Annotated in this window: 23 protein-coding genes, 1 pseudogene and 1 other annotated feature; of the genes and pseudogenes, 23 read left to right on the top strand and 1 reads right to left on the bottom strand. The window is 53.1% G+C overall.

All coding sequences use genetic code 11. The annotated features are described in order from the left end of the window. The first annotated feature begins 7 nt into the window (after positions 1 to 7). The 12 genes and pseudogenes from ACMGGR_RS11285 (at position 8) to ACMGGR_RS11230 (ending at position 14636) form a co-directional block, all read left to right on the top strand. A pseudogene (locus ACMGGR_RS11285) lies at positions 8 to 3297 on the top strand (phage tail tape measure protein). A 13-nt stretch (positions 3298 to 3310) separates the two neighbouring features. Beyond that, positions 3311 to 3652, top strand: coding sequence for a phage tail protein (locus ACMGGR_RS11280; RefSeq protein WP_414146878.1), 342 nt, complete (start codon positions 3311 to 3313; stop codon positions 3650 to 3652). 51 nt (positions 3653 to 3703) lie between these two features. After that, entirely contained in the window at positions 3704 to 4441 is a 738-nt protein-coding gene (locus ACMGGR_RS11275) for a phage minor tail protein L (RefSeq protein ID WP_414146877.1), read from the top strand. Between the two features lie 2 nt (positions 4442 to 4443). Next, positions 4444 to 5163: a C40 family peptidase gene (locus tag ACMGGR_RS11270; RefSeq protein ID WP_414146876.1), complete on the top strand. Its 720-nt coding sequence runs from the start codon at positions 4444 to 4446 to the stop codon at positions 5161 to 5163. Beyond that, positions 5156 to 5800: a tail assembly protein gene (locus tag ACMGGR_RS11265; RefSeq protein ID WP_414146875.1), complete on the top strand. Its 645-nt coding sequence runs from the start codon at positions 5156 to 5158 to the stop codon at positions 5798 to 5800. The genes ACMGGR_RS11270 and ACMGGR_RS11265 overlap by 8 nt, the downstream gene beginning before the upstream one ends. Positions 5801 to 5852: 52 nt before the next feature. Beyond that, positions 5853 to 9050, top strand: a complete 3198-nt coding sequence (locus tag ACMGGR_RS11260) for a host specificity protein J (protein ID WP_414146874.1) — start codon at positions 5853 to 5855, stop codon at positions 9048 to 9050. Then, on the top strand, positions 9050 to 9361 hold the full coding sequence (locus tag ACMGGR_RS11255) for a hypothetical protein (protein ID WP_414146873.1): 312 nt from the start codon (positions 9050 to 9052) through the stop codon (positions 9359 to 9361). The genes ACMGGR_RS11260 and ACMGGR_RS11255 overlap by 1 nt, the downstream gene beginning before the upstream one ends. Further along, the gene (locus ACMGGR_RS11250) at positions 9361 to 10038 is read left to right on the top strand and encodes a hypothetical protein (protein ID WP_414146872.1); all 678 of its coding nucleotides are present in this window, start codon (positions 9361 to 9363) and stop codon (positions 10036 to 10038) included. The genes ACMGGR_RS11255 and ACMGGR_RS11250 overlap by 1 nt, the downstream gene beginning before the upstream one ends. 84 nt (positions 10039 to 10122) lie before the next feature. After that, the gene (gene cor, locus ACMGGR_RS11245) at positions 10123 to 10350 is read left to right on the top strand and encodes a phage exclusion lipoprotein Cor (RefSeq protein WP_414146871.1); all 228 of its coding nucleotides are present in this window, start codon (positions 10123 to 10125) and stop codon (positions 10348 to 10350) included. 62 nt (positions 10351 to 10412) lie between these two features. Continuing rightward, a complete protein-coding gene (locus ACMGGR_RS11240) occupies positions 10413 to 11690 on the top strand; it encodes a tail fiber domain-containing protein (protein ID WP_414146870.1) in 1278 nt (425 codons plus the stop codon). Between the two features lie 18 nt (positions 11691 to 11708). Continuing rightward, positions 11709 to 13931, top strand: a complete 2223-nt coding sequence (locus ACMGGR_RS11235; protein WP_414146869.1) for a GDSL-type esterase/lipase family protein — start codon at positions 11709 to 11711, stop codon at positions 13929 to 13931. Continuing rightward, positions 13932 to 14636: a hypothetical protein gene (locus tag ACMGGR_RS11230; RefSeq protein ID WP_414146868.1), complete on the top strand. Its 705-nt coding sequence runs from the start codon at positions 13932 to 13934 to the stop codon at positions 14634 to 14636. A 1026-nt stretch (positions 14637 to 15662) separates the two neighbouring features. On the opposite strand, the gene ACMGGR_RS11225 is transcribed toward ACMGGR_RS11230, so the two are convergent. Beyond that, complete coding sequence (locus ACMGGR_RS11225) at positions 15663 to 16022, bottom strand: DUF6404 family protein (RefSeq protein WP_414146867.1); 360 nt, start codon at positions 16020 to 16022, stop codon at positions 15663 to 15665. Between the two features lie 416 nt (positions 16023 to 16438). Between ACMGGR_RS11225 and thrS the strand changes: the two genes are divergently transcribed. The 11 genes from thrS to ACMGGR_RS11170 all read left to right on the top strand — a co-directional run bounded on the left by thrS (position 16439) and on the right by ACMGGR_RS11170 (position 26511). Beyond that, on the top strand, positions 16439 to 18367 hold the full coding sequence (gene thrS / locus ACMGGR_RS11220) for a threonine--tRNA ligase (protein WP_246759133.1): 1929 nt from the start codon (positions 16439 to 16441) through the stop codon (positions 18365 to 18367). A 3-nt stretch (positions 18368 to 18370) separates the two neighbouring features. After that, positions 18371 to 18922: a translation initiation factor IF-3 gene (gene infC / locus ACMGGR_RS11215; RefSeq protein WP_246759303.1), complete on the top strand. Its 552-nt coding sequence runs from the start codon at positions 18371 to 18373 to the stop codon at positions 18920 to 18922. Positions 18923 to 19015: 93 nt separating this feature from the next. After that, entirely contained in the window at positions 19016 to 19213 is a 198-nt protein-coding gene (rpmI, locus tag ACMGGR_RS11210; protein ID WP_010275699.1) for a 50S ribosomal protein L35, read from the top strand. 39 nt (positions 19214 to 19252) lie between these two features. Further along, positions 19253 to 19609: a 50S ribosomal protein L20 gene (rplT, locus tag ACMGGR_RS11205; protein ID WP_246759134.1), complete on the top strand. Its 357-nt coding sequence runs from the start codon at positions 19253 to 19255 to the stop codon at positions 19607 to 19609. A gap of 118 nt (positions 19610 to 19727) precedes the next feature. Next, positions 19728 to 19852, top strand: a sequence feature (Phe leader region). Positions 19853 to 19930: 78 nt separating this feature from the next. Beyond that, positions 19931 to 20914 (top strand): phenylalanine--tRNA ligase subunit alpha, encoded by a 984-nt coding sequence (pheS, locus tag ACMGGR_RS11200; RefSeq protein ID WP_246759135.1) that lies wholly within the window; start codon positions 19931 to 19933, stop codon positions 20912 to 20914. A 15-nt stretch (positions 20915 to 20929) separates the two neighbouring features. Further along, the gene (pheT, locus tag ACMGGR_RS11195; protein WP_414146866.1) at positions 20930 to 23317 is read left to right on the top strand and encodes a phenylalanine--tRNA ligase subunit beta; all 2388 of its coding nucleotides are present in this window, start codon (positions 20930 to 20932) and stop codon (positions 23315 to 23317) included. A gap of 4 nt (positions 23318 to 23321) precedes the next feature. Next, positions 23322 to 23621 carry an integration host factor subunit alpha gene (gene ihfA, locus ACMGGR_RS11190; RefSeq protein ID WP_004157378.1) on the top strand — a complete coding sequence of 100 codons (300 nt, stop codon included), beginning with the start codon at positions 23322 to 23324 and terminating at the stop codon, positions 23619 to 23621. Positions 23622 to 23694: 73 nt separating this feature from the next. Continuing rightward, a complete protein-coding gene (btuC, locus tag ACMGGR_RS11185) occupies positions 23695 to 24678 on the top strand; it encodes a vitamin B12 ABC transporter permease BtuC (RefSeq protein WP_414146865.1) in 984 nt (327 codons plus the stop codon). A gap of 41 nt (positions 24679 to 24719) precedes the next feature. Beyond that, a complete protein-coding gene (locus ACMGGR_RS11180; RefSeq protein ID WP_414146864.1) occupies positions 24720 to 25265 on the top strand; it encodes a glutathione peroxidase in 546 nt (181 codons plus the stop codon). Then, complete coding sequence (gene btuD / locus ACMGGR_RS11175) at positions 25266 to 26000, top strand: vitamin B12 ABC transporter ATP-binding protein BtuD (protein ID WP_414146863.1); 735 nt, start codon at positions 25266 to 25268, stop codon at positions 25998 to 26000. A gap of 52 nt (positions 26001 to 26052) precedes the next feature. Further along, complete coding sequence (locus ACMGGR_RS11170; RefSeq protein WP_414146862.1) at positions 26053 to 26511, top strand: C40 family peptidase; 459 nt, start codon at positions 26053 to 26055, stop codon at positions 26509 to 26511. Positions 26512 to 26791: the final 280 nt, after the last annotated feature.

The raw sequence follows: 26791 nt of genomic DNA, 5'->3' as shown, positions 1-26791 counted from the left end.
GGAATTTATGGCTACGCTGCGCGAACTCATTATTAAAATTTCGGCAAACTCCAGTTCGTTTCAGTCCGAGATTGCGCGTGCGTCGCGGATGGGTTCAGATTATTACAAAACGATGGAGCAGGGCGGGCGCCGAGCCGCTGCCGCCACGCGCGAAACGCAGCGCTCGCTGGGCGAGCTTAACTCGCAGCTGGCATCGGTTCGCGCCACGGCATCAGGCATGGCAGGCGCTTTTGCCGGTGCGTTCGCAACCAGTCAGCTTATCCACTACGCCGATACCTGGAACCAGCTCAGCGGCCGCCTGCGCCTGGCGTCAACCTCGGCAGATGATTTTGCCAGCTCGCAAAAAACGCTGATGTCCATCAGTCAGCGCACGGGTACGTCTTATGAAGCAAACGCAAACCTCTATAGCCGTATCGCCGCATCCCTGCGTGATGCGGGCTATGCGTCGGCAGACGTGGCAAAGGTTACCGAAACGGTAGCAACGTCCCTGAAGCTCTCCGGGGCCAGTACAGAGGAAGCCAGTTCGGTTATCACGCAGCTCAGCCAGGCGCTGGGGTCAGGCGTACTGCGCGGCGAAGAATTTAACGCCATCATGGAAAACGGCGGGCGTCTTGCCAAGTTTCTGGCGGACGGACTGCACACCACAATCGGCGGCCTGCGTAACATGGCTAACAACGGTGAGCTGACCACGGATAAAATCGTGCCGCTGCTTACCAACGTTGAGCAGCTGCGTAAAGAGTTCGACACGCTACCGGCTTCGATCAGTGGCTCTGCGCAAAAGGTCGAAAACGCCTTTATGGAATGGGTTGGCGGTGCCAATAACGCCGTTGGCGCGTGTCGTCTTTGTCCGGCGTGCTGGACGGACTGGCAAAAAATATTGATACCGTGGCAAACGTGGCGGGCGCGCTGGTTGGCCTTGGCGTGGCGCGTTATTTTGGCAACATGGTCTCCAGCGTTACCACGGCCACCGCGTCGGTGTTGACGAATACCGCAGCCGAGGTGGCGCTGGCGGAAGCGCAGATACGCGGCACGCAGGTCAGCGTTGCCACTGCCCGCCAGGCCGTTTATCGTGCGCAGCAGGCACGCGCCGCCGCTGCGGGAATTGAGGCACAGATTGCCGCAGAGCGCCAGCTTACCGCTGCGCAGGCTCAGCTAAACACAGCGGTAAGCGCACGCTCGGCCGCAGCCGACCGGCTGACGGAAACCGCTTCGGTCATGTCACGGCTCGGAAGCGGCGTGCTGGGCATTCTTGGTGGCTGGCCTGGCGTTATTATCGCTGCGGGTACCGCGCTTTACGGCGTGTCTCAACATATGGAGCAGGTGCATAACGAGGCCGTGGGATTTGCTGACAGCCTTGATGCAATAAACGGTAAGCTTCAACAAATGTCGGTAGCAGGGCTGCGCGCTACGTCTGCTGACGCGCGCGGATCGCTGGACGCCCAGAAAAAAGATTTGGCCGATCTGGATGACCAGATAAGAAAAACGCGTGACAGCCTCAGCGGCATGCAGTCGATGGAAAAGCAGTACGATGAGCACCCCTGGCTGGCGCGCATCAATAATCTGATGACGGCAGAAGAGCTGACGAAACGCCAGCAGGAAGCCACGGATCAGCTCAGTAAACTTGAATACCAGCGCGAACTGGCCTCCGCGAAAGTCGAGGCGACACAAAAGCTGGTGAATGATGCGAGCGACCTGGCCGCGAAAAAGGCCATTGAGCAGGCGGGGGCCGTTTCCATTCTGAAAGGCGCTTACGATCTTCTCAATCGTTCGATGAGCGCCACCGGCGGGGCAACGCCGCCGCAGTACGCCGGGCCGGTTGTTTCACTGGCGAAGGCTACGCCGAAGCAGGCAACGGAGCTTGAAAAAGCACGCCGGGATAACGAGCTGGCCAGCCTCACAGGCCTGCAAAAGTTACATGTTCAGCACCAGTATGAAGCTGATGACCTGAAGCTGACCGGCGCACTTTATACACAGTACGTTTATAACAAAGACCAGGCTGCAAAAAAGGATGCGGCATCAGCTCAGGCGAAAAAGGACGACACGGCCGCCACCAATGCTCAGAAGAAAGCAGCAAGGGAAGCGGCGGAGACGGCAGAACAGTACTCCCGAAAAATGGCCGATCTCAGCGTGGCCGTTGAAGTGCAGAAAGTGCGTGCCACGGACGGGGAAAAGGCTTCTGAACTTTACGCGGCATCACATCAGGCCGGAGTTAAGTGGACAGACGAGCAGCGTAAAGCAATCCGCGCCTCATCCGCTGAGCTGGCGATCTGGACGCAAAAGGCAGATGCCAACGTTAAGAAGCAGCGTGAGCAGACCGAAGCGTTAAAAGACCTGACCGACGCCGCGCGCAAATACCGTGACGATGCCACGTTAACCACGACCACGGCAGGCCTGGGTGACCGCCAGCGCGATCGGCTTGGAGAGCAGCAGCAGGTTGAGCGCGTCTTTGATAAAACCGATAAAGGCGCGCAGGCCATTGCTGCCCGAAATTCCGCTCTGGAAGCACTGGATAAAAAGTACCAGGCAACGGCAGCCGCTGAATCCAGCTGGCTGAATGGCGTTTCACGCGGCTATGAAAACTGGCTGGACAGTGCAAGCAATATTTCCGGCACGGTTTCGCAGGGCATCACCTCAACGATGGACAGCGCGCTGGATAATATGGCCGCCGGGCTGGCGGGCAGTAAAGCCGACTGGAAAAGCTGGGGGCTGTCTGTGCTTCAGATGATTTCTAAGGTTGCCCTGCAAATGGCCATCGTGAATTCACTCCAGGCTGCGGGTGGATCTGCACTTTCCGGCATATTCAGCGGGCTGGCAAGCGGCATCGGTGGCGCGGCAACTGGCGCGGCGGGTGCTACAGGCAGCACCGGCGCAATGGGCCTGTCGACAAGCTTCAGCGCTTATGATGGCGGCGGCTTCACCGGCGCGGGTGGTAAATACGATCCGGCGGGCATCGTGCATAAGGGCGAGTTCGTTTTCACCAAAGAAGCCACCGACCGGATCGGCGTGTCTAACCTTTACAGCATGATGAAAGGCTATGCTAACGGCGGCGTTGTTAATGGTGCGGGAATTGCGGCGTTCTCCTCCGGGGTTAATACGGCGTCTGGCAATGGCCTGGCAGGTATTCAGGTTAATGCACCAGTGAATATAACCCAAGGGGACTCCGCAGGCGGCGTCAGCAACGCCAATACGGCCAGCACGGCGAAGCAGCTACAGGCCATCATCCAGACAACTATTTCCGATCGACTTAAAAAAGAAATGTCTTCTGGCGGGTTACTCTACCGGCAGGGCCGCTCATAAGAAACGGGTGATTATGACAATTGATACATTTACCTGGTGCCCGATGGTACAGGCCAGTGAAACGCTCACGATAGCCACTCTTCAGGCACAGTTTGGGGACGGATATAAACAGGTGGCCAGTGCCGGAATAAATACGGCGGTAGAGGTCTGGTCTTTATCCTGTAACGGCAGTAAAGCGGAAATGCTGGCGCTGCGTACCTTCCTTAAAAACCACGTTCTTACCTCCTTCTGGTGGACGAATACCTGGGGCGAGAAAAAGCTTTACCGCATTAAATCGGATTCGATAAACCCAAAATTCATCAACGGTAATTTCGCAGAGATTGCGTTTGTCTTCGAGCAGGCCTTTGCACCATAACTTTTTTTCCGGTAACCGGGCGGCCTTGCGGCCTTTTTTTATGGGCTGAATATGAGCTTTACACAGGATATACAGCAACTGGAGCCGGGCCAGCTTATCCAGCTGCTTGAAATCGACGGCACTGAATTTGGTCTGGATAACGTACTGCGGTTTCATGCGCACAACATACCTTCTGATGGCTGGAAAGCCTTTGCGGCGGATAACCTGCCCGCCATTATCTGGCAGGGAAAGCAGTATGACCCGTACCCGTATGAGCTGAAAGGGCTGGAGCTGTCCAGTACCGGTTCACAACCGACGCCGACGCTTTCTGTGGGCAACGTTGGCAACTACGTTACCGCTTTGTGCCTGCAATTTGACGACATGGTTAAGGCAAAGGTAAAGGTTCACACCACGCTGGCGAAATACCTCGATGCGGCTAACTGGACGGCAGGCAATGCTAACGCTCAGCCAACAGAAGAGCGCGTGCAACTTTTCTATGTGAATGCGAAGAGCACCGAAACGCGCGCGCAGGTGGATTTTGAGCTGTGCTCACCGTTTGACGTGCAGAGTCTGCAGTTGCCTTCCCGGCAGATCACGCCGGTCTGCACCTGGTGTATGCGTGGCTGGTACCGCACAGGAACGGGATGCGACTACAACGGAACGCGCTATTTCCTGAAGGACGGCACGGCAACCGATAACCCGGCGCTGGACGTATGCGGCGGTCGCCTTAGCGACTGCAAACTGCGCTTCGGTGACGATCAGCCGCTGCCGTTTGGCGGCTTCCCGGCGGCAAACCTTCAGGGGAAATAACGATGCTGAAAAAAATCATGGATGCCATTACCTCGCACGTACAGGCGGAATATCCCAAGGAAGCCTGTGGCGTGGTGGTGCAAATCGGGAGGTCGCAGGAATACATGCCGTGCCGCAATATTTCAGCAGAGCCGACGGAAAGCTTTACGCTGGCGCCAGACGATTACGCTGCTGCGGAAGCGCAGGGCGAGGTACTGATGATTGTTCATTCTCACCCGGACGTGGTGCAGCTGGTACCGTCAGAAACAGACCGTATCCAGTGCGATCACTCCGGCGTGGAGTGGGGGATTATGTCCTGGCCAGATGGCGATTTCTGCACTATTTCACCGCGTGGCGATCGGGATCTGGCCGGGCGGAGCTGGGTGCTGGGGCATGCCGACTGCTGGACGCTGATTATGGACTATTACCGGCTGGAGCACGGCATTCTGCTGAATAACTGGTCAGTGGATTATGAGTGGTGGAAGGACGGCAGGGAAAACCGCTACGACGACAACTGGCAGGCCGAGGGATTTATCGAAGTACCGCGCGAGGAAATGCGCCCTGGCGATATGGTGATGATGCAGGTCAGCGCGCCGGTCACGAACCACGCAGCTGTTTACCTGGGCAACAATATAATTTTGCATCACGTCTTCGGCGGGCTGTCATCGCGCGTTCCGTATGGAAAATACTACCGGGATCGGACGGTGCGCGTCGTGCGCCGCAAGGAGTTAATGGATGCTTAAGACAATGACGCTCAGCGGGGCGCTGGCAAAAAAATTTGGTAAAACGCACCGGTACCACGTTGCAGACCTGCGGGAAATGCTGCGCGCTCTGTGCTCGACCGTGCCGGGATTTAAAAAATACGTCTCAAATGCCCATCTCAACGGCGTGCGCTTCACGTTCTGGAGCGGCGGCGCCAATATTGGGCTGGAAGAGTTTGATATGTCGCGTGGCGCTGAAGAGTACCGGATGATGCCGGTTATTGAAGGCCGTAAAAGTGGCGGGACATTGCAGGTAGTAATTGGCGCAGTAGCACTGGTTGCCGCGTTCTTCACCGCTGGCGCATCGCTGGCGGCCTGGGGAGCAACGCTTGGAATGACGACCGGTGCGGCAGCGGCGGCAGGTGGCGCAGCGCTGGCCACAACTGCGCTGACAGGGATGGGCCTGTCAATGATGCTCGGTGGCGTGGTCAGCATGCTGACGCCGCAGCCAAAATACAATGTCGGCTCCTCCTCCAGTACGGATAACCAGCCGAACTATGCCTTTGGCGCGCCGGTGAACACCGTTTCAATGGGCTACCCGGTGCCGCTGCTTTACGGTCAGCGCGAAATTGGCGGCGCGATAATCAGCGCGGGCATTTTCTCCAGCGATCAGCAGTAACAAACTAATCAGCTTCAGGCCGCTATAGTGCGGCCTTTTTTATGGGTGAAATATGCAACTTATCCAGGGGGCAACCCTGATTCAGGGCCGTAAGGGCGGCAGTAGCAGCGCGCATACGCCTGTTGAAGAGCCGGATGATCTGCTCTCTGTGGCAAAGCTGAAAATGTTGCTGGCAATCTCCGAAGGGGAAATACAGGGCGAGCTGACCGCACAGCAGATTTTTCTCGACGATACTCCGCTGGCCAATGATGACGGGTCATATAATTTTACAGGTGTTAAGTGGGAATACCGCAACGGCACGCAGGATCAGACATACATTCAGGGGTTGCCGGAAATCGATAACGAACTGGGTGTCAGCGTACAGGTTAAAGCCGCTTCGCCCTGGGTACATCAGTTCACCGATTTGAATCTGGATGCAGTACGCATAAAGCTGAGCCTGCCTGCGCAGTATCAGTACAAAGATAACGGCGATATGGTTGGCACCGTCACGCAGTACGCTATTGACCTGTCGACCGATGGCGGGGCCTGGCAGAACGTGGTTAACGCCACGTTTGACGGCAAAACGACTTCTGAATACCAGCGCGACCACCGTGTTGATTTACCTGCCGCAACGTCCGGCTGGTCGGTCCGCGTGCGCCGTATCACGGCTGATTCCACCTCGACAAAACTGGTTAATGCCTTCAGCGTTTATTCCGTGGCGGAGGTTATTGACAGCAAGCTGCGCTATCCCAATACCGCGCTGTTGTACATGGAACTGGACTCCAGCCAGTTTAACGGCAGCGTACCGAAAACGACCTGCAAGCCAAAGGGCAAGCTGATTCGCGTACCAACCACCTACGACCCGAATACGCGCAGCTATTCTGGCACCTGGTCGGGTGATTTTCGCTGGGCGTACAGCAATAATCCGGCGTGGATTTTTTACGACCTGGTGCTGGATGAAATTTACGGCATGGGTAACCGTGTTGATGCGACCATGATCGACAAATGGGAGCTGTACGCGATTGCGCAGTACTGCGATGAGATGGTACCGAACGGCGCAGGCGGTAACGAACCTCGGTTTACCTGCAACGTTTACATTCAGAGCCAGGAGGATGCCTATAACGTCCTGAAAGACATTGCGGCAATATTTCGTGGCATCACGTTCTGGGGCAACGACCAGATCTTCGTAAAGGCAGACGTACCGCAGGATGACGTGGATTTTGTTTACCATGCAGCGAACGTTATCGATGGCCTTTTCACGTACGCTGGCGGCACCTATAAAAACCGCTATACGTCCTGTCAGGTATCCTGGTCTGATCCTCAAAACCATTATTCAGATACGGTTGAGGGCGTTTACGATACCGATCTTGTCAGGCGCTACAGCGTTAACGAAACGTCGCTGACGGCCATCGGCTGCACCTCGCAAAGCGAAGCGCACCGGCGCGGGCGCTGGGCTATCCTCTCCAATGCCAAAGATGGCACCATCTCTTTTGGCGTCGGGCTGGACGGTTATATTCCACTGCCGGCTGAAATTATTGGCGTTGCCGATCCGTACCGCGCAGGAAAACCGAACGGCGGGCGCGTCAGCGCCGTGAGTGGCCTGAGCATCACGCTTGACCGGGCCGCCGACTATGCCGCCGGTGACAGGCTTATTTTGAACTTGCCGGACGGTACCGCCCAGACGCGCACTATTGCTGCAGTGAGCGACGATAAAAAGACGTTTCGCGTCAGCACGGCCTACAGCCAGACGCTGGTGGCGGGCGCGGTATGGGCCATCGACAGCGATAACCTGGCTATTCAGTATTTTCGCGTGACCTCCATCGCGTCCGGGGATGATGGTACTTTTACCGTATCCGGCGTGCAGCACGATCCGAATAAATACCGCTACATTGATGACGGCGTAAAGATCGACTCTGCGCCTATTACTATTACGCCACCTGGCGTAATGCAGGCTCCGAAAAATATCATCATCACCGAAGTTGATCACGTTGCTCAGGGCCTTACCGTGGCCTCCATGCAGGTGACGTGGGACAGGGCTGACAACGCCATCCGCTATACTGCTCAGTGGCGTAAGGATAACGGCGACTGGGTAAATGTGGGGCAGGTCAGTTCTCAGGGCTTCACCATTCAGGGAATTTATGCCGGTGTTTATGACGTCCGCGTACGTTCAGTTAATGCTATGGACGTGTCATCTCCTTGGGGTTATGCGGATTCCACCACGCTTAACGGCAAGATCGGTAAACCCGGAACGCCGGTCAGCCTGAAGGCCACCGATGACGTGGTCTGGGCGATCGACATTACCTGGGCATTCCCGGACGGTTCCGGTGACACGGCCTACACCGAAATCCAGCAGGCCACCACTGCCGACGGCCAGAATCCGCTGATGCTTGCTTATGTGCCATACCCTGGAGTGAGCTATCAGCACGGGCCAATGCCTGCGGGCGTACGCCACTGGTATCGCGCACGCCTGGTTGACCGGATCGGCAATACAGGAGACTGGACAGAATTTGTGGGCGGGATGTCTTCCGTTGACGCCACCGTACTGCTTGGTGATATTACTGAGAAGTTCCTGACGGCTGAGGACGGAAAGGCGCTCCTTGCAAAGGTAGAGACTGACCCGGAAGTGCTGCTACAAAATATGCTGGCCACTTATGAAACGGTTAACCAGCAGTGGGCAACGTACGGAGATAACCGCGCCGGTATTCTTCAGGCGCAGAAGGTGGCGGCAGATGCAGAAAGCTCTGTCGCTCAGCTGGAAACGGACGTGGTGGCGCAGTATGCAGAGACGCAGGCCGCGCTGCAGCAGAAGTTTACGGCCTATGCGGACGCGTCAGGCGGGTCGGCAATATACACGCTGAAAACGGGTCTGCGGTACGGGGGCGCGAACTATGATGCGGGCCTGTCTGTAGCCGTCACTATCAATGGCTCGTCTGTGGATACACGCCTGGCGGTGAATGCTAACCAGTTTGTGGTTATCAGCGGCAGCAGCGGGAATTACTATTCGCCTTTCGTTATCAAAGACGGACAGACACTGATTAACCAGGCCTTTATTGGTGAGGGATGGATAACCAATGCAATGATTGGCAATTATATTCAGTCAAACAATTACGTTCAGAACGTATCAGGCTGGAAACTGGATAAAGGAGGCACCTTTGAAAACTATGGTTCTTCCGGTAACGGTGCGAAAAAATCCACAAACGTGACCGACAGTATTCGTGATGAAAATGGTGTGCTCAGGGTGCAAATTGGTCTGATTACCGGGGTCTTTTAATGGCTGAATGGGGAATAAGAACGTGGGACGCCAGCGGGTATGATAATAATACAGGCCTCGTTCGCGTTCTGGTGAAAGGTTATTTTTCTGTCAGTTCCGGGCAGCAATCGGGAAGTTATTCTGTATCACTTCCTTCCGGATATTCGCTCGATTACCTGTTTCAGCCGTCAAGCGGTACATTAACTTCATCGCGGCGCAGAGTGTCAATATCAGGCGGAACGCTGACGATTAGCCCGGTGCCAGACAGTGATTTTTCTGCCGGAACACAACCGGCTCTGGGTGGCAATTTTTTAGTTTACGTGAGGAAATAATGTCAACATGGGGAGCGATGCTCACTGACTCCGCTGGAGTTCCGTTTTATATTGATGACACAATGCCCCTTTGTCTGATAAGCGCACAGACATATACCATGAACCTGAATGGTGGCACCGTAACCTCTCAGGAAATACACCCGAATGATGGTGCGGTGAGATTTGTTTTTGTCAATTCTCCTGATGATAACGTTTATTTCTGGTATACATTTGACTCCTCCACTTCAACATGGAGGATATACGCTTCATGCAAAGGGGCCAGTACGTTCAGGCTGAATGTTTATATCTTTGGTTATCAGTATCAGACACCGCCAAAATGGGGCGTAGCGATATGGGACGCACAGGGCAGATGTGTTATCACTAACGAAACCAGAGTATTGCGGGGAATCAATCCTGTGGGTATGGAGGGAGCTGACTCCGCTGGCTTCAATACCGATGTAACAATGAGCGGAAATTTTGCTGTTGCGCCTTCGATTCTTGGTGCGCTAACGGGAACGGTCAGCGCCGGCGGGCAGGTAAGGCCTTATGCAGCTAATTATTATACATCAGCCTATTTTAATGGCTCCACAACGAGAATAAGAGCTATTCCGGCTGATACCGCGTCGGAGGGCTTGCAAAATGCGACTTATACCAATTTTAAGACGAGGGTATTATCTGCAGATATGGGTAAGTATTAATCAATTGAATTAAAACGATCGTTTTATCTAATTGTATGTACCTTATTTATGTTTTAATATTTCGCGTATATCTCAGGGGGCATAATGCTTAAATCATTTATTCCATTGTTAATGGCGCTGTTAATATCGGGCTGCCAGACTCTTCCACCGCGACAATGTTCAGCTACTGCAAATATCGGTGGACAGGAAACTACAGTAGCAATTTACGGTATCCGCAAACAGGCAAGCCAGACGCAATATTACGCCGGGAACCCCTTTAACTGGCGGTGGGTTTCAAAAAACAACTTTATCAGCTCAACATGCGATAAATAAAGCCAATCCTAAATTTTCAGACCCGGCCACTGCGCCGGGTTTTTTATTGTCCGGAGAAAACTATGCCAGCAGGCACTATCGCACTAACGAACGGATCAGCAACAGTAACCGGTACCAGCACGGTGTTCACCACCGAATTTAAAACCGGAGATTTTCTCGGCGTTATTGTGGGCGGTGTTCCCTACACATTGATTGTGTCAACGATCGTATCAGACACGTCTCTGACAATCGTTGCGCCATTTACCGGCCCAACCAGCAGTGGACTGGCCTGGTATGCGGTGCCAGCGACGCTACAGACTGCGATTACCCAGCAGGCTATGAATAACATGTCGAAAATTATTACGGGCATGATTCAGGACAAAGCCAACTGGCAGCAGGTATTTTCCGGATCGGGAACTATCACAGTTAAGTTGCCTGACGGTACTACTTATAGCGGCCCTGCGTGGAGCTCAATCACAAACTCTCTAGCTACAATAACAAACTTTTTATCTGCAAAAATGGACAAAAGTCAAAACTTGGCAGATTTAGCAGACGTAGCAGCAGCTCGTACAAACCTTAAGTTAGGGGCATCATCTGCTGTAACTTTTGGTGGAATGGAGCTATCGAGCGCGACACCTTATATTGATTTTCACTTCAACAACACCACTGATGATTACAACGTCCGCCTGATCAATGATAAAAACGGTGTTCTGTCCTTTTACGGTGCCAATGGTATGGCAATGTTGCTTAGTCGATTATATTTCGGGTCAAATAATCAGATGGCTATACGTGGTGCAACATCAGGAACGACAAACTATTTGATTGCAGAAGGCGGTCCTTTTTACGCATCTATAGGATATAGAACTCAAGCAGGAACAACAGGAGCGGCAGGGGGTAACTCATTTAACTTTTATTGGACAGGCGGGCAATTACAATCCTACATTGACAGTTCGAGTGTAGGTTTTGTGACTATGACCAGTAGCTCGGATAAAGAGCTTAAAAAAGATATTGCATATCGTGAAGACGCGGCCAAAGGTCTTGAGGAAGTTCTACAGTGGCGTCCTGCTGATTTTAAAATGAAAGCGCGCGGTATTGTTCCGGAAACATCTCTGCAGCTTGGTTTTATCGCAAACGACCTTGTAGCAGTATCCCCCGAATGTGTTAGCGGCGTTGGTCTGCCTGAAGATTACGATATCGAAGCCGATCCGAATAATTCCGATGCGTATTATTTGAACCACATCCCAATGATAGCGAAACTTGCCCAGGCCGTTCAGGTTCAGCAGACGTTAATCGAAAGCCAGAACTCTGTTATAGCCGAACTGCAAAAGCGCATGAAAGCTATAGACGGCCTCGACCAATAAAATTAAAGGGTAATTCAAATGGCAGAGCCTGTCGTTATTTCTGGCGTACTAACCGATCCGCTTGGCGCAGTGCTGGCCGGAACTCGCATCACGCTAACCAGCACCGTTAATTCTGCATCCGTTCTCAAAAACCAGACCGTCAGTGTTGTGACTGATGCTGATGGCAACTACTCGTTTTCACTTCTGCCAGGCGGATACAGCGCGACCATCGAATTCACGCGCGGCGGGCGGCAGACGCTGGGCCAGTTCAATCTGCAGGAAGGCAGCGCGCCGGGAAGCCTGAACGACTACATCCTCTATGGCGAACCGGTATTAGCCGATCCGGTAATCTATAACGCTATCCGCAACATTCACAACAACGTGACCAGCGTATCCGGCGAGGTGCGTACCAGCGCAGATGGCGCGGCGGCGGCGGCAAAAGAGGCTTCAGCAGCGGCGCAGGGCGTGACGGCGGATAAGGATGCGGCCACGGCAGCGGTTCTTGAGGCCCGGGCGCATGCAGATACAGCAGGAACGGCGGCCAGCGATGCGGCGGCGGCGCGCGATGAAGCGTTGACCGCCAGCAGTGCGGCGAAGGAGCTGATCACCACAGCTGGCGTAATGCCGGATATCGCTACCGGGCTGGCGAAAACAGCGAGCGGTGATTCTTTCTCCGTGGCGCAGGGAACCGGATCGGATACAGCCTTCATCTACTACCGGAACAATGCCGGTACAGCGGTAGCGATTGCCGATGCGCCGGGCGTATCTGCTGTTACCAAAGCCCAGGCGGCTTCTGAGGCGGTCGCGGCGCGCACCGGCGGCCTGAACACGACAGCGGACAGCGTGAATCCGTTCGAGATAATGGACTCGGACGGAAAGGGCGTGCTGACGATGGATACGGCCGGAAAGTTCACTATGCCGGGCGGCGTGACTTCGCCAACCGTCACGACTGACAGCCTGGCGGCCACAGCGGTAACGGGCGACACGGTAACGGCTGGCGCGCTGGAATCCAAAACGCTTCAGTACGACGGTGGCGCTCAGCTTAATATGTCCGGCGTCAGCGGTTATCTGATGGCAATCACGGATTCGCAGGGTCGCATTATTCACGGCTGGAAAGAGGGTACGGGCCAGCAAGAATATCTCGGTTTTCCGCTGAAGAATAAAACCGGGCTGCTGAATAACGACTTTTTCTACATCGGCGATTCGATCACTGCGTTTACCGAAACCACGTCCGGCCAGTACAACAATACCTCGCGCAATGAAGCACCTTGCGTCTGCCAGCAGGGCTGGCCCATTTGGGCCGAGATGATGAGCGACGGGCGCATTAAGTACGCCGGGATTTCTGCCACCGGCGGCTACCGTGCCGACCAGATTCTGGCGACGCACGTACCGAATGCCGTTGCCGCCGCGCCGACGTTCTGCGTCGTACTTGCTGGCCGGAATAACGTGGTGCAGAGTTATACCTATGCCCAGACAGCCGCTGACCTGCAAAGCATTTATCTGACGCTGCGAAAAGCGGGGATTACGCCGGTGCTGTGCAGCATGCCCGCGCAGAGCGGTAACACCGACGCGCAGAACCTGCTGCGCTACCAGATTAACGAGTTTATCCGGGCCTATGCGGAAGCCAACCAGCTACCGTTTGTGGATTTTCACAAGGCCACAACCGATCCGCTCACGGGCGAATGGTACAGCGGCTGGAATTATGACGCCTCGCACCCGACTTCTACCGGTGCGAAGGCAATGGCGACAGCCCTGGTTAATGCTATGGGGCCGTGGGTGCTTAACGTTAACCCGCGCATGGCGGTAAGCAACACGACGCCAGCGGCCAGCACGAACCTGATAACCAACCCGCTGTTTCTGACATCGGCCAGTGGCACAGCTCCGGATGGATGGACGGTAATTACCGCCGGCACAACAACGTTGGGTACTGACTCCACAGTTTCCGGCAACGTCTGGAACATCACCGCTGCAGCCAACTACAGCATGACTATCGCGGTAACGGCGAGACAGAGCCTGGCATTTGGCGTGCGGGTGAAGATGACTGCCGCTACCCAAAACGCGATTTATATCGTGGCCGGAAGTTCCGCGACCGGTACGCAGTATCTGGCGGGCATCAAGCGCTGGTACAAAGAAACGGATGGATTTGGCTATTTCTATAAGGAGTTCACAGTACCGACCGGCGTTACCGCGGTAACCGTGGTGCTCAACGCAACGGCAATGTCGCTGGCGCAAATCGCGCTTTTTCAGTTAATGGAGATTTAAATGAGAATTATTTTGAATGGCGTGGTGAACAACAGCAACCTGCCGTATCTGGATCCGCTGGTGGCAATGCTGAATGATGACGTGATGGGCCTGTACGGCATGCTGGATAAGACTGACGCATCGGGGAAGGCTGGTCCGCTGGTGACCAGCACGACCTTTAACAGCCTGGGCGCGGTCTGCACGAACGACGCGACCGGCGTTATCACGACACCGGTTTATGAAGTGGACGCGATGACCATTATCGCAGTGTGGAACCTGAAAGAGGTTTCCGGCCAGATCTGCAACGCGATAGCGAACCTGTCGCCATCCGCTGCGCCGTATACCGGCCTTCGCGTGGCCACCTCTGCGGCAGGGCAAGATCTGTTTCAAGTAGCCACCGGCGGCACCACGACGGCAGTGAGGAGCATTAACGCCTCGTACACTGATAGCTGGGTGGCGCGGGCCTTTACGGTCAGCTCCAGCAAAATTGCCCAATGGAGTCCGGACGGTACCAGCGTAACGACGACCGGCACGACGCGCAATAAATCCGCGCTGCCGTTTTACGTCAACGGCTACCCGACATCGGTCGATGTTCCGAACCACGGCGGATTTACCGGCCAGATCGCGTTGCTTGGCTTCTACAACAAAGAGTACGACCAGGCGACCGTTGCGGCGCTGCTTGCAAAAGCGGTGGCGATCGCTCAGCGTCGCGGCATCACCATCTAATTATCTTAAATCCAAGATTTTATCTCTAAGGATAGAGGAGCATGTTGCGGGCATAAAAAAAGCCCACGCGAAGGTGGCTTTTCTCATCGGTCTGAGAGAAGGAATATTCAGATATTTGATGAGGTTGACAACAAAAAAGCCTGCGTTACACAGGCAAAGTTCGCTTCGGGGAATCCAAAATGTTAGCTCATTTATAGATGAGCTGACTCAACATACAGGTTTTGATAAAGAATGATAGGGGGATTTATTTTCTACCCTGAAATGCGCACGAAACGTATGATAAAAAGATGGACATAAAAAAAACCCGACCGCAAAGCCGGGAGGTAAATCACCTTACTCTCGTACCACACTCGTAATCATCTCCATGTGTAGCTTAAGAACTTTACCATGAGTATATGTCCAGTTCTGTAAGGAATTTGAAAAACTCTAATCTTGGGTCTCCAGCTGTGAAAATTGTAACTATAGAACTTATAGCAACGTCATTGCCTTAAAGATGATAGGTATAAAAAAGCCCGCATGGAAATGCGGGCAAAATGGTAGCGGATATCGTTGTTTTATAGACTATATAATAACGGTGCTACCGGAAAAAATATTGATTCTTATCAAGCAAGAAGCAAAGATAAATGTCTTTTAAAGACAAAAAATGGCCTGCTAGTGAGCAAAATTCGTTACAAGAGTAACGTCCTCACCATACAGGTTCTGAAGATTGCAAAAATTTTACTAAGAGATTATAAATTTACGCATTTACCCAGAAATCGTGAGGTTAAAATGACCTTTGGAAATACTGATAAAATGGTAGATATTGAGCATACAGTTGGATCAGCAGTACGGGGATTGCTTGAAAAAAATGCTGAGGTAACTCCAGCAAACATACTTACACTACTAACCATACGTTCTTTTTCGCAAAACGTAGATGAGGCGGTAAGAAACAGCATCGCAGTTAAATGGATCCGGAATTGCCTAAGTTAAAAGCCCACAAGAAATTGTGGGCTAGGTAGAGGATATCGAGGGCAGCAAAAAGGCGGGCTAAACTTCACTCCATGCTGGAAGGTGGTTAACTTTACCTCGCCAAGTCTCTAAAACGGCCATGAAGAGCCCGAAAACAATCCCAACGCTAAGAATTATCACTGCTGCAGAAAAAAGATCTTCCTGCTTTGCTTTCCAGAAAACGATCCACATAACTATGCCCCAGAACGGAGTATTTACACCCGTAAAGCAAAGGAAATTAGTCCAAAAAGGAGAGAACGGCGGTGGGGTTACACGGACGCCCATTTTCCATAAAAACATGTGGCAGGGGGGCGCATAGAGACTAGGCCACATACCCTTTTTATTCATAATGGCGATCGCGCGGTTTTTTTTACGTTCAAAGGTTAGATTATTTTTCATAGTCATAATCCCCTATAATTTACTATTGTTATTTAATTGTAGTGTTGCGGATTACCAGCAACCATATTTTTCGGAATTTTTACGAAGTGTGCTAATGAAAGTTGTTCCCGAAAATCGTTAACGCCTTTTATCTATATGCCAAATTAAGAGATATTAACCCTTTACCTGCCCATTCAGGAAAGCAGGACAGCAAGTTGTTTCTATCACTCCATCGTGCAATTTGTTGCTACCAGGTGTAAGATACTAGTCCTTCAAAGGTTTCTTCCCGAAAGACACTTTTGAACATGTGTACCAAGTTGTGTACCAAATTGACAAATGTGAGTTAATTTGAAGTGGCAACTACTTGATTTATAACACAAAACTAACTTTTGTATGTAGCCTTGCGTATGGGTTACCACTGCAGGTAAGGATTTAGCATGCCAGTAATTACACTTCCTGATGGAAGTCAGCGTACTTTTGACCACGCCGTCAGCGTGATGGAGATAGCCCAGGACATCGGTCCGGGTCTGGCTAAAGCCTGTATCGCAGGCCGTGTTAACGGCGAGCTGGTGGATGCGGTTGATCCCATCACCGAAGATGCGAACGTCGCCATCATTACTGCCAAAGATGAAGCCGGTCTGGAAATTATTCGCCACTCCTGCGCTCACCTGCTGGGACACGCCATCAAGCAGCTTTGGCCTGACACGAAAATGGCTATTGGTCCGGTTATCGACAACGGTTTCTATTATGATGTTGATATCGATCGTACCCTGACACAGGAAGATATCGAGCTGCTGGAAAAGCGCATGCACCAGCTGGCCGAAACGAATTACGACGTTATCAAGAAGAAGGTTAGCTGGCAGGAAGCACGCGATGCTTTTGCCGCGCGTGGCGAAAGCTACAAAATGACCATTCTTGATGAAAACATTAGCCACGACGATCGTCCCGGCCTCTATCATCACGAAGAGTACGTGGATATGTGCCGTGGCCCGCACGTTCCTAATATGCGCTTCTGCCACCATTTTAAGCTGCAGAAAATTTCCGGCGCCTACTGGCGCGGAGACAGCAACAATAAAATGCTGCAGCGTATTTATGGCACCGCATGGGCAGATAAAAAGCAGCTGGCGGCCTATTTACAGCGTCTGGAAGAAGCAGCCAAGCGCGACCACCGCAAGATTGGCAAGCAGCTTGACCTGTATCATATGCAGGAAGAAGCGCCGGGCATGGTGTTCTGGCATAACGATGGCTGGACGATTTTCCGCGAGCTGGAAGTTTTTGTGCGCAGCAAGCTGACTGAATATAACTATCAGGAAGTGAAAGGTCCGCTGATGATGGACCGCGTGCTGTGGGAAAAAACGGGCCACTGGGAAAACTACAAAGAAGCGATGTTCACCACTTCTTCCGAGAACCGTGAATACTGCATCAAGCCAATGAATTGCCCTGGTCACGTGCAAATTTTCAATCAGGGTCTAAAATCCTACCGCGACCTGCCGTTGCGCATGGCCGAATTTGGTAGCTGTCATCGTAACGAGCCATCTGGCGCGCTGCATGGCCTGATGCGCGTACGCGGCTTTACTCAGGACGATGCCCATATCTTCTGTACGGAAGAGCAGGTAAGAACGGAAGTAAACAGCTGTATCCGCATGGTGTATGACATGTACAGCACTTTCGGTTTTGAAAAAATCGTGGTGAAGCTGTCTACCCGTCCGGCCAAACGCATCGGGTCTGATGAACAGTGGGATCGTGCAGAAGCCGACCTGGCTGCCGCGCTGAAAGAGAACGATATCCCGTTCGAGTATCAGCCGGGCGAGGGTGCCTTCTACGGCCCTAAAATTGAATTTACCCTGCATGACTGTCTGGATCGCGCATGGCAGTGTGGCACCGTTCAGCTGGACTTCTCGCTGCCGGGCCGCCTGAGCGCCTCCTACGTGGGTGAAAATAATGAACGTCAGGTGCCGGTGATGATTCACCGCGCTATTCTGGGTTCAGTGGAGCGCTTTATCGGTATTTTAACCGAAGAGTATGCCGGTTTCTTCCCAACCTGGCTGGCTCCTGTACAAGTGGTGGTGATGAATATCACCGATGGTCAGTCCGAATATGTTGCAGAATTGACCCAAAAACTTCAGAATGCGGGCATTCGTGTAAAAGCGGACTTGAGAAACGAGAAGATTGGCTTTAAAATCCGCGAGCACACGTTACGTCGTGTCCCCTATATGTTGGTCTGTGGTGATAAAGAGGTGGAAGCAGGCAAGGTTGCCGTTCGCACCCGCCGTGGTAAAGACCTGGGCAGCATGGACGTAAACGAAGCGATCGCGAAACTGCAGGATGAAATCCGCAGTCGCAATCTTCATCAACTGGAGGAATAAGGTATTAAAGGCGGAAAACGAGTTCAACCGGCGCGTCCTAATCGCATTAACAGAGAAATCCGCGCCACTGAGGTTCGTCTGACTGGCGTCGATGGCGAGCAGATTGGTATTGTCAGTCTGAATGAGGCTTTGGAAAAAGCTGAGGAAGCAGGCGTTGATTTAGTAGAAATCAGCCCTAACGCCGAGCCGCCCGTTTGCCGTATCATGGATTACGGCAAGTTCCTCTACGAGAAAAGCAAATCTTCTAAAGAACAGAAGAAAAAGCAAAAGATTATCCAGGTTAAGGAAATTAAATTCCGTCCTGGTACCGATGATGGCGACTATCAGGTAAAACTACGCAACCTGATTCGCTTTCTGGAAGAAGGTGATAAAGCTAAAATCACGCTGCGTTTTCGCGGTCGTGAAATGGCTCACCAGCAGGTCGGTATGGAAATGCTTTACCGCATCCGTAAAGACCTGTGCGAAGACATGGAGCTGGCGATTGTCGAATCCTTCCCTTCGAAGATTGAAGGTCGCCAGATGATCATGGTGCTCGCTCCTAAGAAGAAACAGTAGGCCCTAAAGTGACAGCGATTCGGCGGCGTGCCGTCAGATCGCTGTTCGCCTGCCTGTTTTATTTTATTAACAATGCGAAGTGGATGTTTTTAAATGCCAAAGATTAAAACTGTACGTGGCGCGGCCAAGCGCTTCAAGAAGACCGCCTCTGGCGGCTTCAAGCGTAAACACGCAAACCTGCGTCATATTCTGACCAAAAAATCTACCAAGCGTAAGCGTCACCTGCGTCCGAAAGGCCTGGTGTCCAAAGGCGATCTGGGTCTGGTTATTGCCTGCCTGCCATACGCATAAGTCATTTTTTTTAAACAGAATATTAAACAGGAGAGCTAAATGGCTCGTGTAAAACGTGGTGTAGTTGCTCGCGCACGTCACAAAAAAATCTTAAAACAAGCTAAAGGCTACTACGGTGCACGTTCTCGTGTTTACCGCGTTGCTTTCCAGGCTGTTATCAAAGCTGGTCAGTATGCTTACCGTGACCGTCGTCAGCGTAAGCGTCAGTTCCGTCAGCTGTGGATCGCGCGTATCAACGCAGCGGCACGCACTAACGGTATTTCTTACAGCCGTTTCATCAATGGCCTGAAAAAGGCTTCGATCGAAATCGACCGTAAGATTCTGGCTGACATCGCCGTATTCGACAAAGTGGCATTTACTGCCCTGGTCGAAAAAGCGAAAACAGCTCTGGCGTAAGTCAGGTGAAAGAGGGAGCTGGTCTCCCTCTTTTATTTTTGTAACCACAGCAAAAGATTGACATTTTTGTCCATGCGCTTTTCAATAGGGCCACAGCTAAGCAGCCCGGCGACAAGGTAACGCATCATGACCGCGAATTTCCGCTTCTTTTTTTACTTTAGCACCTGAACATCGGGGGCTTGTGCGCAAAGAAAAGAAACGAAAAATCGCGCTAAAAGCCTCCCTCGTGGAGGCTTTTTTATTTCTGGCGCGTCCTGTCCAGGACGGGGTCGTCCCCATATAAAAACAGACCGGCCACGGCGGCTGGAAGAAGAGGAAAGCATGTCACATCTCGCAGAACTGGTGGCGAACGCGCAAGCGGCCATTAAGAATGCACACGATGTTGCCGCGTTAGAAACGGTACGCGTTGAATTTCTGGGTAAAAAAGGGCAGTTAACGCTGCAAATGACCACGTTGCGCGATCTGCCAACGGAAGATCGTCCTGCGGCGGGCGCGGTTATTAACGAAGCGAAACAGCAGGTTCAGGAAGCGCTGAACGCACGTAAAAACGAGCTGGAATCTGCTGAAATGAATGCCCGACTGGCGCAGGAGACGATTGATGTTTCTCTGCCGGGACGCCGTATCGAAAACGGCGGCCTGCATCCGGTCACGCGGACTATCGATCGCATCGAAACGTTTTTTGGCGAGCTGGGCTTTGCCGTGGAAACCGGACCGGAAATCGAAGATGACTATCATAATTTCGACGCGCTGAATATTCCTGGCCACCATCCTGCACGTGCCGATCACGATACGTTCTGGTTCGATGCCACGCGTCTGTTACGTACGCAGACTTCCGGCGTGCAGATCCGCACCATGAAAAACCAGCAGCCGCCAATCCGCATTATCGCGCCAGGCCGCGTTTACCGTAACGACTACGATCAGACGCATACGCCAATGTTCCACCAGATGGAAGGCCTGATCGTTGATAAAAATATCAGCTTTACCAACCTGAAAGGCACGCTGCACGACTTCCTGCGCAACTTCTTTGAAGAAGATTTGCAGATCCGTTTCCGTCCTTCCTACTTCCCGTTCACCGAACCCTCTGCGGAAGTGGACGTTATGGGTAAAAACGGCAAGTGGCTGGAAGTATTGGGCTGCGGCATGGTGCATCCGAACGTGCTGCGCAACGTCGGCATCGATCCGGAAGTTTACTCCGGCTTCGCTTTCGGCATGGGTATGGAGCGTCTGACTATGCTGCGCTATGGCGTGACCGATCTGCGCGCTTTCTTTGAAAATGATTTACGTTTCCTCAAACAGTTTAAATAAGGGCGGGCAACACCGATGAAATTCAGCGAACTCTGGTTACGTGAGTGGGTTAGCCCAGCCATAGACAGTGCAGCACTTAGCGAACAAATTACCATGGCCGGTCTGGAAGTGGACGGCGTAGAAGCCGTGGCCGGCGCTTTTCACGGCGTGGTGGTGGGCGAAGTTGTAGAATGCGGCCAGCATCCTAACGCGGACAAACTGCGCGTAACAAAAATTAATGTCGGCGGCGATCGCCTGCTGGACATCGTCTGCGGCGCGCCAAACTGCCGTCAGGGCCTGAAGGTGGCCGTAGCGACGGTTGGCGCGGTTCTGCCGGGCGACTTTAAAATCAAAGCGGCCAAGCTGCGCGGCGAGCCTTCAGAAGGCATGCTTTGTTCTTATTCCGAGCTGGGTATTTCTGACGATCATAACGGCATTATTGAACTGCCGCTGGACGCCGCCGTTGGCACCGACATTCGTGAATACCTCAAGCTTGACGACAGCACCATTGAAATCAGCGTAACGCCTAACCGCGCAGACTGCCTGGGTATTATCGGTATCGCGCGCGACGTTGCGGTATTGAATAAAATGGATCTGGTTGAGCCGGTGATTGAGCCGGTAACCGCATCTGTTCAGGACACTTTTCCCATCCGCGTTGATGCGGTTGAGGCCTGCCCACGTTATCTGGGACGCGTTATTAAAGGCATCAATGTTAAAGCCGCCACGCCGCTGTGGATGAAAGAGAAGCTGCGCCGCTGCGGTATCCGCTCAATCGATCCAGTGGTGGATGTTACCAACTACGTGCTGCTTGAGCTCGGTCAGCCAATGCACGCCTTCGATCTTGACCGTCTCGACGGTGGCATCATTGTGCGCATGGCGGAAGAGGGCGAAACGCTGACGCTGCTTGACGGCACAGAGGCGAAGCTGAACGCCGACACCTTAGTGATTGCCGATCATCATAAAGCGCTGGCAATGGGCGGCATCTTTGGCGGCGAACATTCCGGCGTCAATGAAGAAACCACCAACGTGCTGTTTGAGTGCGCCTTCTTTAGCCCGCTTTCCATCACCGGCCGCGCGCGCCGTCACGGTCTGCATACTGATGCCTCGCATCGCTATGAGCGCGGCGTTGACTTCCAGCTGCAATATAAAGCCATCGAGCGCGCTACGCGTCTGCTGCTGGATATCTGCGGCGGCGAAGCTGGCCCGGTTATCGACCAGACTCATCAGGAAGCGCTGCCAGTCCGTGCAACCATCACGCTGCGCCGGGAAAAGCTGGATCGCCTGATTGGTCACGTTATTGCCGATAGCGAAGTCAGCGACATTCTGCGCCGTCTGGGCTGTGAAGTCAGTGAAGGTGAGGGTTTCTGGCAGGCGGTGGCACCAGCCTGGCGTTTCGATATGCAAATCGAAGAAGATCTGGTGGAAGAAGTTGCCCGCGTATACGGCTACAACAATATTCCTGACGTGCCGGTTCAGGCGGGACTGATTATGACTTCGCACCGCGAAGCTAATCTGTCGCTGAAGCGCGTGAAGGCGATGCTGGTAGACAAAGGTTATCAGGAAGCGATTACCTATAGCTTTGTCGATCCTAAAGTGCAGGCGCTGCTGCATCCGGGCGAAGAAAACCTGGTGCTGCCAAGCCCTATCTCCGTTGAGATGTCTGCAATGCGTCTTTCTTTGTGGACCGGCCTGCTGTCTGCGGTGGTTTACAATCAGAATCGTCAGCAGAGCCGCGTGCGCCTGTTTGAAAGCGGCTTACGCTTTGTGCCTGATACACAGGCAAACCTCGGTATCCGGCAGGATGTTATGCTGGCGGGCGTGATCAGCGGCGCTCGCTATGAGGAACACTGGGATCTGGCGCGTCAGGCAGTTGACTTCTATGATTTAAAAGGTGATTTAGAGTCCGTACTCGATCTGACAGGCAAACTGAGCGAAATTGAGTTCCGCGCTGAGGCTCATACGGCGCTGCATCCGGGACAGAGCGCCGGAATTTATTTGCAGGATCGGCGTATCGGTTACCTGGGCGTTGTTCATCCGGAACTTGAGCGGAAACTGGATCTTAACGGCCGTACCGTGGTCTTTGAACTGGAATGGGACAAGGTGTCAGACCGCGTCCTGCCTGAAGCGAGCGAGGTTTCACGCTTCCCGGCAAACCGTCGTGATATCGCTGTGCTGGTGGCTGAAAACGTGCCCGCAGCAGATATTATCGCCGAATGTAAGAAAGTTGGCGTAAATCAGGTAGTTGGCGTAAACTTGTTTGATGTGTACCGCGGTAAGGGTGTTAATGAAGGTTTTAAGAGCCTTGCTATCAGCCTGATTTTGCAAGATACCGGCCGGACACTCGAAGAAGAGGAGATCGCTGCAACCGTCGCCAAATGTGTTGCGGCGTTAAAAGAGCGATTCCAGGCAACCTTGAGGGATTGAACCTATGGCGCTTACAAAAGCTGAGATGTCTGAATACCTGTTTGAAAAGCTTGGGCTTAGCAAACGGGATGCCAAAGAGCTGGTAGAACTGTTTTTTGAAGAGGTACGACGTGCTTTGGAAAACGGTGAACAGGTGAAACTGTCAGGATTTGGCAACTTCGACCTTCGCGACAAAAATCAACGTCCGGGACGTAACCCCAAGACCGGCGAAGATATTCCGATTACGGCGCGTCGTGTGGTAACTTTCCGTCCTGGTCAGAAGCTGAAAAGCCGGGTCGAGAACGCTACGCCGAAAGAAGACTAATCGATGCTCTACAAAAGGCCGCTTAATGCGGCCTTTTTTATCCCTGAATTTTGGGCTGTTCTGGAAAAGATTTATGACCCCGCTTGCACAACAGGTGGCGCAGGCTCATCGGCATCAGCGCCGCTGGCTGGCCGCACTGGCGGCTTTCTGTTTGTTAATGGTTTTACTGAGCCTTTGTGCCGGCGATCGCTGGCTATGGCCGCAAAGCTGGTTTGCCGGACAGAATCAGCTCTTTATCTGGCAGCTGCGCTTACCGCGTACGCTGGCGGTAGTGCTGGTGGGCGCTTCGCTGGCGGTTACCGGTGCAATTATGCAGGCGCTGTTTGAAAACCCGCTGGCCGAACCCGGTTTGCTTGGGGTAGCGAACGGTGCCGGTGTCGGGCTGGTGCTGAGCATCTTCGCCGGTCTGTCAGGCTTATGGCCCGTCAGCGTTTTTGCCATCGCAGGCGCGCTGTTGATTACCTTTATCCTGCTTCGCTTTTCTCGCCGTTCGCTCTCCAGTAGCCGACTGTTGCTGGCAGGCGTCGCCTTAGGCATTATCTGTAGCGCGGTAATGACCTGGGCCGTCTATTTCAGCTCCAGTCTGGATTTACGCCAGCTGATGTACTGGATGATGGGCGGCTTTAGCGGCGTTGACTGGCGCTACGGCTGGCTGATGATTGCGCTACTGCCGGTGCTGGTCTGGCTCTGCTGCCAGTGGCGCGTGTTGAACCTGCTGGCGCTGGGCGAGACGTCCGCCCGTCAGCTGGGCCTGCCGCTGCTGCTGTGGCGCAATGTGCTGGTACTGGCTACCGGCTGGCTGACCGGCGTCAGCGTGGCGATGGCCGGGGCCATCGGATTTATCGGCCTGGTTGTACCGCATATTTTGCGCCTGAACAATATTAACGATCATCGTATGCTGTTACCGGCCTGCGCGCTGGCCGGCGGCGGCGTCCTGTTGGCGGCGGACATTCTTGCACGCACCGCCATCGCTGCGGCAGAATTACCGATTGGCGTAGTGACGGCAACGCTTGGCGCGCCGGTTTTTATCTGGCTACTTTTACGCAATCGAGCCTGACCATCGGTCAGCTTTTCTCTCTACTGAAACAGGAAAAACCAATGAGTATTTACGATACAGAACTGGTCACGCTGGATGGTGAAGCCACTACCCTGGCAAACTGGCAAGGCCAGGTGCTGCTGGTGGTTAATGTGGCTTCAAAATGTGGCCTGACGCCGCAATATGAACAGTTAGAGAACATTCATAAAGCCTGGTCCGATCGCGGTTTTTCCGTATTGGGTTTCCCCTGCAATGCGTTTCTGGGACAGGAGCCGGGCAGTGAAGAAGAGATCAAAACATTTTGCAGTACCACCTATGGCGTGACCTTCCCGATGTTCAGTAAAATCGAAGTCAACGGCCCGCAGCGTCATCCTTTGTACCAGCAGCTGGTTGCCGCCAGGCCGGAAGCCGTCGAGCCGGAAGAGAGCGGTTTTCTGGAAAAAATGCTCAGTAAAGGTCGTGGGCCAAAAGAACCGGGCGATATTTTATGGAATTTTGAAAAGTTCCTGATTGGCCGCGACGGGACCGTGGTGCAACGTTTCTCTCCGAATATGACGCCGGAAGACCCTATCGTAATGGAAAGCATTAAAGCGGCGCTGGCAAAATAGATGCTGCTGAGCTGCAAGGGCGTTGCCGTAGCGCGACGCCTTCAGCCCTTTACGGCTCAGGTTGGCCAGGGCGAACTGATCCACCTGCTTGGCCCAAACGGGGCAGGGAAAAGCTCGCTGTTGGCGGTTCTGTCTGGGATGATTAAGTCAGAAGGCGAGATTTGCTTTCTCGGTAAGCCGCTGGCTGCATGGGCGGGTTACGCGCTAGCAAGGCACCGGGCGTATCTGGCTCAGCAGCAGATGGCGGCCGGGAGTATGCCGGTCTGGCACTATCTGAAAATGCACCAGATAAACGACGAGAGCGAAGAAGCATTGCTGACGCTGTGTGAAACCTTTCAGCTGCTGGATAAGCTGTCATGCGCGCCTGGCCAGCTTTCCGGCGGTGAGTGGCAGCGTGTACGTCTGGCCGCCGTGCTTTGCCAGATGGCGCAACCGGAGGGCGCGTTGCTCTTGCTCGATGAGCCGCTAACCGGTCTGGACCTGGCGCAGCAGGCCGCGTTCGATCGCTGTCTTGCGGCATGGGTGGCAAAAGGTTTGACGGTGGTGATGAGCGGACATGATGTGAACCATTCCCTGCACCACGCTCAGCGCGTCTGGCTAATGAAAGAAGGCGGGCTTTTACAGCAAGGTACAGCCAGAGAAGTGCTGCAGCCAGAACGCCTTTCTGCTGTCTATGGCGTGCCTTTTACAAAAATTTCTGCAAACGGTCGGGAACTCCTGACCACGTTTAATTAACCAACCGGTCAGGGTGGCTTTCGGTAGTGGCAATGATTAAAGGAAGCATGTTATGCGCTACGGACTTTTGTTGATTGCGATTTTGCTGGCGGGCTGTAGCAGCCACGCGCCGCCGCCGAACAGTCGTCTTTCTGACTCTATTACCGTGATCGCCCAGCTAAATGCACAGCTTGGCAAGTGGCACGGCACGCCTTACCGCTATGGCGGTCTGGGACGTAATGGCGTTGACTGCTCCGGTTTTGTCTATCTGACTTTTCGCGACCGCTTTAACCTTCAGCTGCCGCGTACCACCATCGCGCAGACCGAAATGGGCACGCGCATCAGCAAAAAAGATTTGCTGCCGGGCGATCTCCTGTTTTTCAAAACGGGAGCCGGGGAAAATGGTTTGCATGTAGGGATTTACGATACTGACGACAGGTTTATTCACGCCTCAACCAGTCAGGGCGTTATCCGTTCCTCGCTGAATAACGTTTACTGGAAAAAGGTTTTCTGGCAGGCAAGACGTATTTAACCGGTGGGAAATTATGTACGGGATGGCCGCCACAAAAAAGCTTATTTATCCATAAGTTGATTTATATAAGCGGTGGCAGGCACCGCTATTGCTTAGCAAGGTAATTATAGAAAGTCTTTATAAATAGCTGGCCTGGCTTTTCCCTTGTCGAATTTTGTAAAGGAAGGTTAAAGAAACGGTTTAAAGGGATTTGCCGCTATTTAAATGTGATTTAATATCACAGCATCTTTTTTAAAAAATATGTGCTAGGTTAAGTTAGTTGCGTGGGCTTTACCCGAGC

It is taken from the genome of Erwinia sp. BNK-24-b, assembly GCF_047456155.1.
GTDB lineage: Bacteria > Pseudomonadota > Gammaproteobacteria > Enterobacterales > Enterobacteriaceae > Erwinia > Erwinia phyllosphaerae.
Note: the sequence above shows the minus strand (reverse complement) of the source record. Positions and strands in the feature narration are given on the sequence as shown.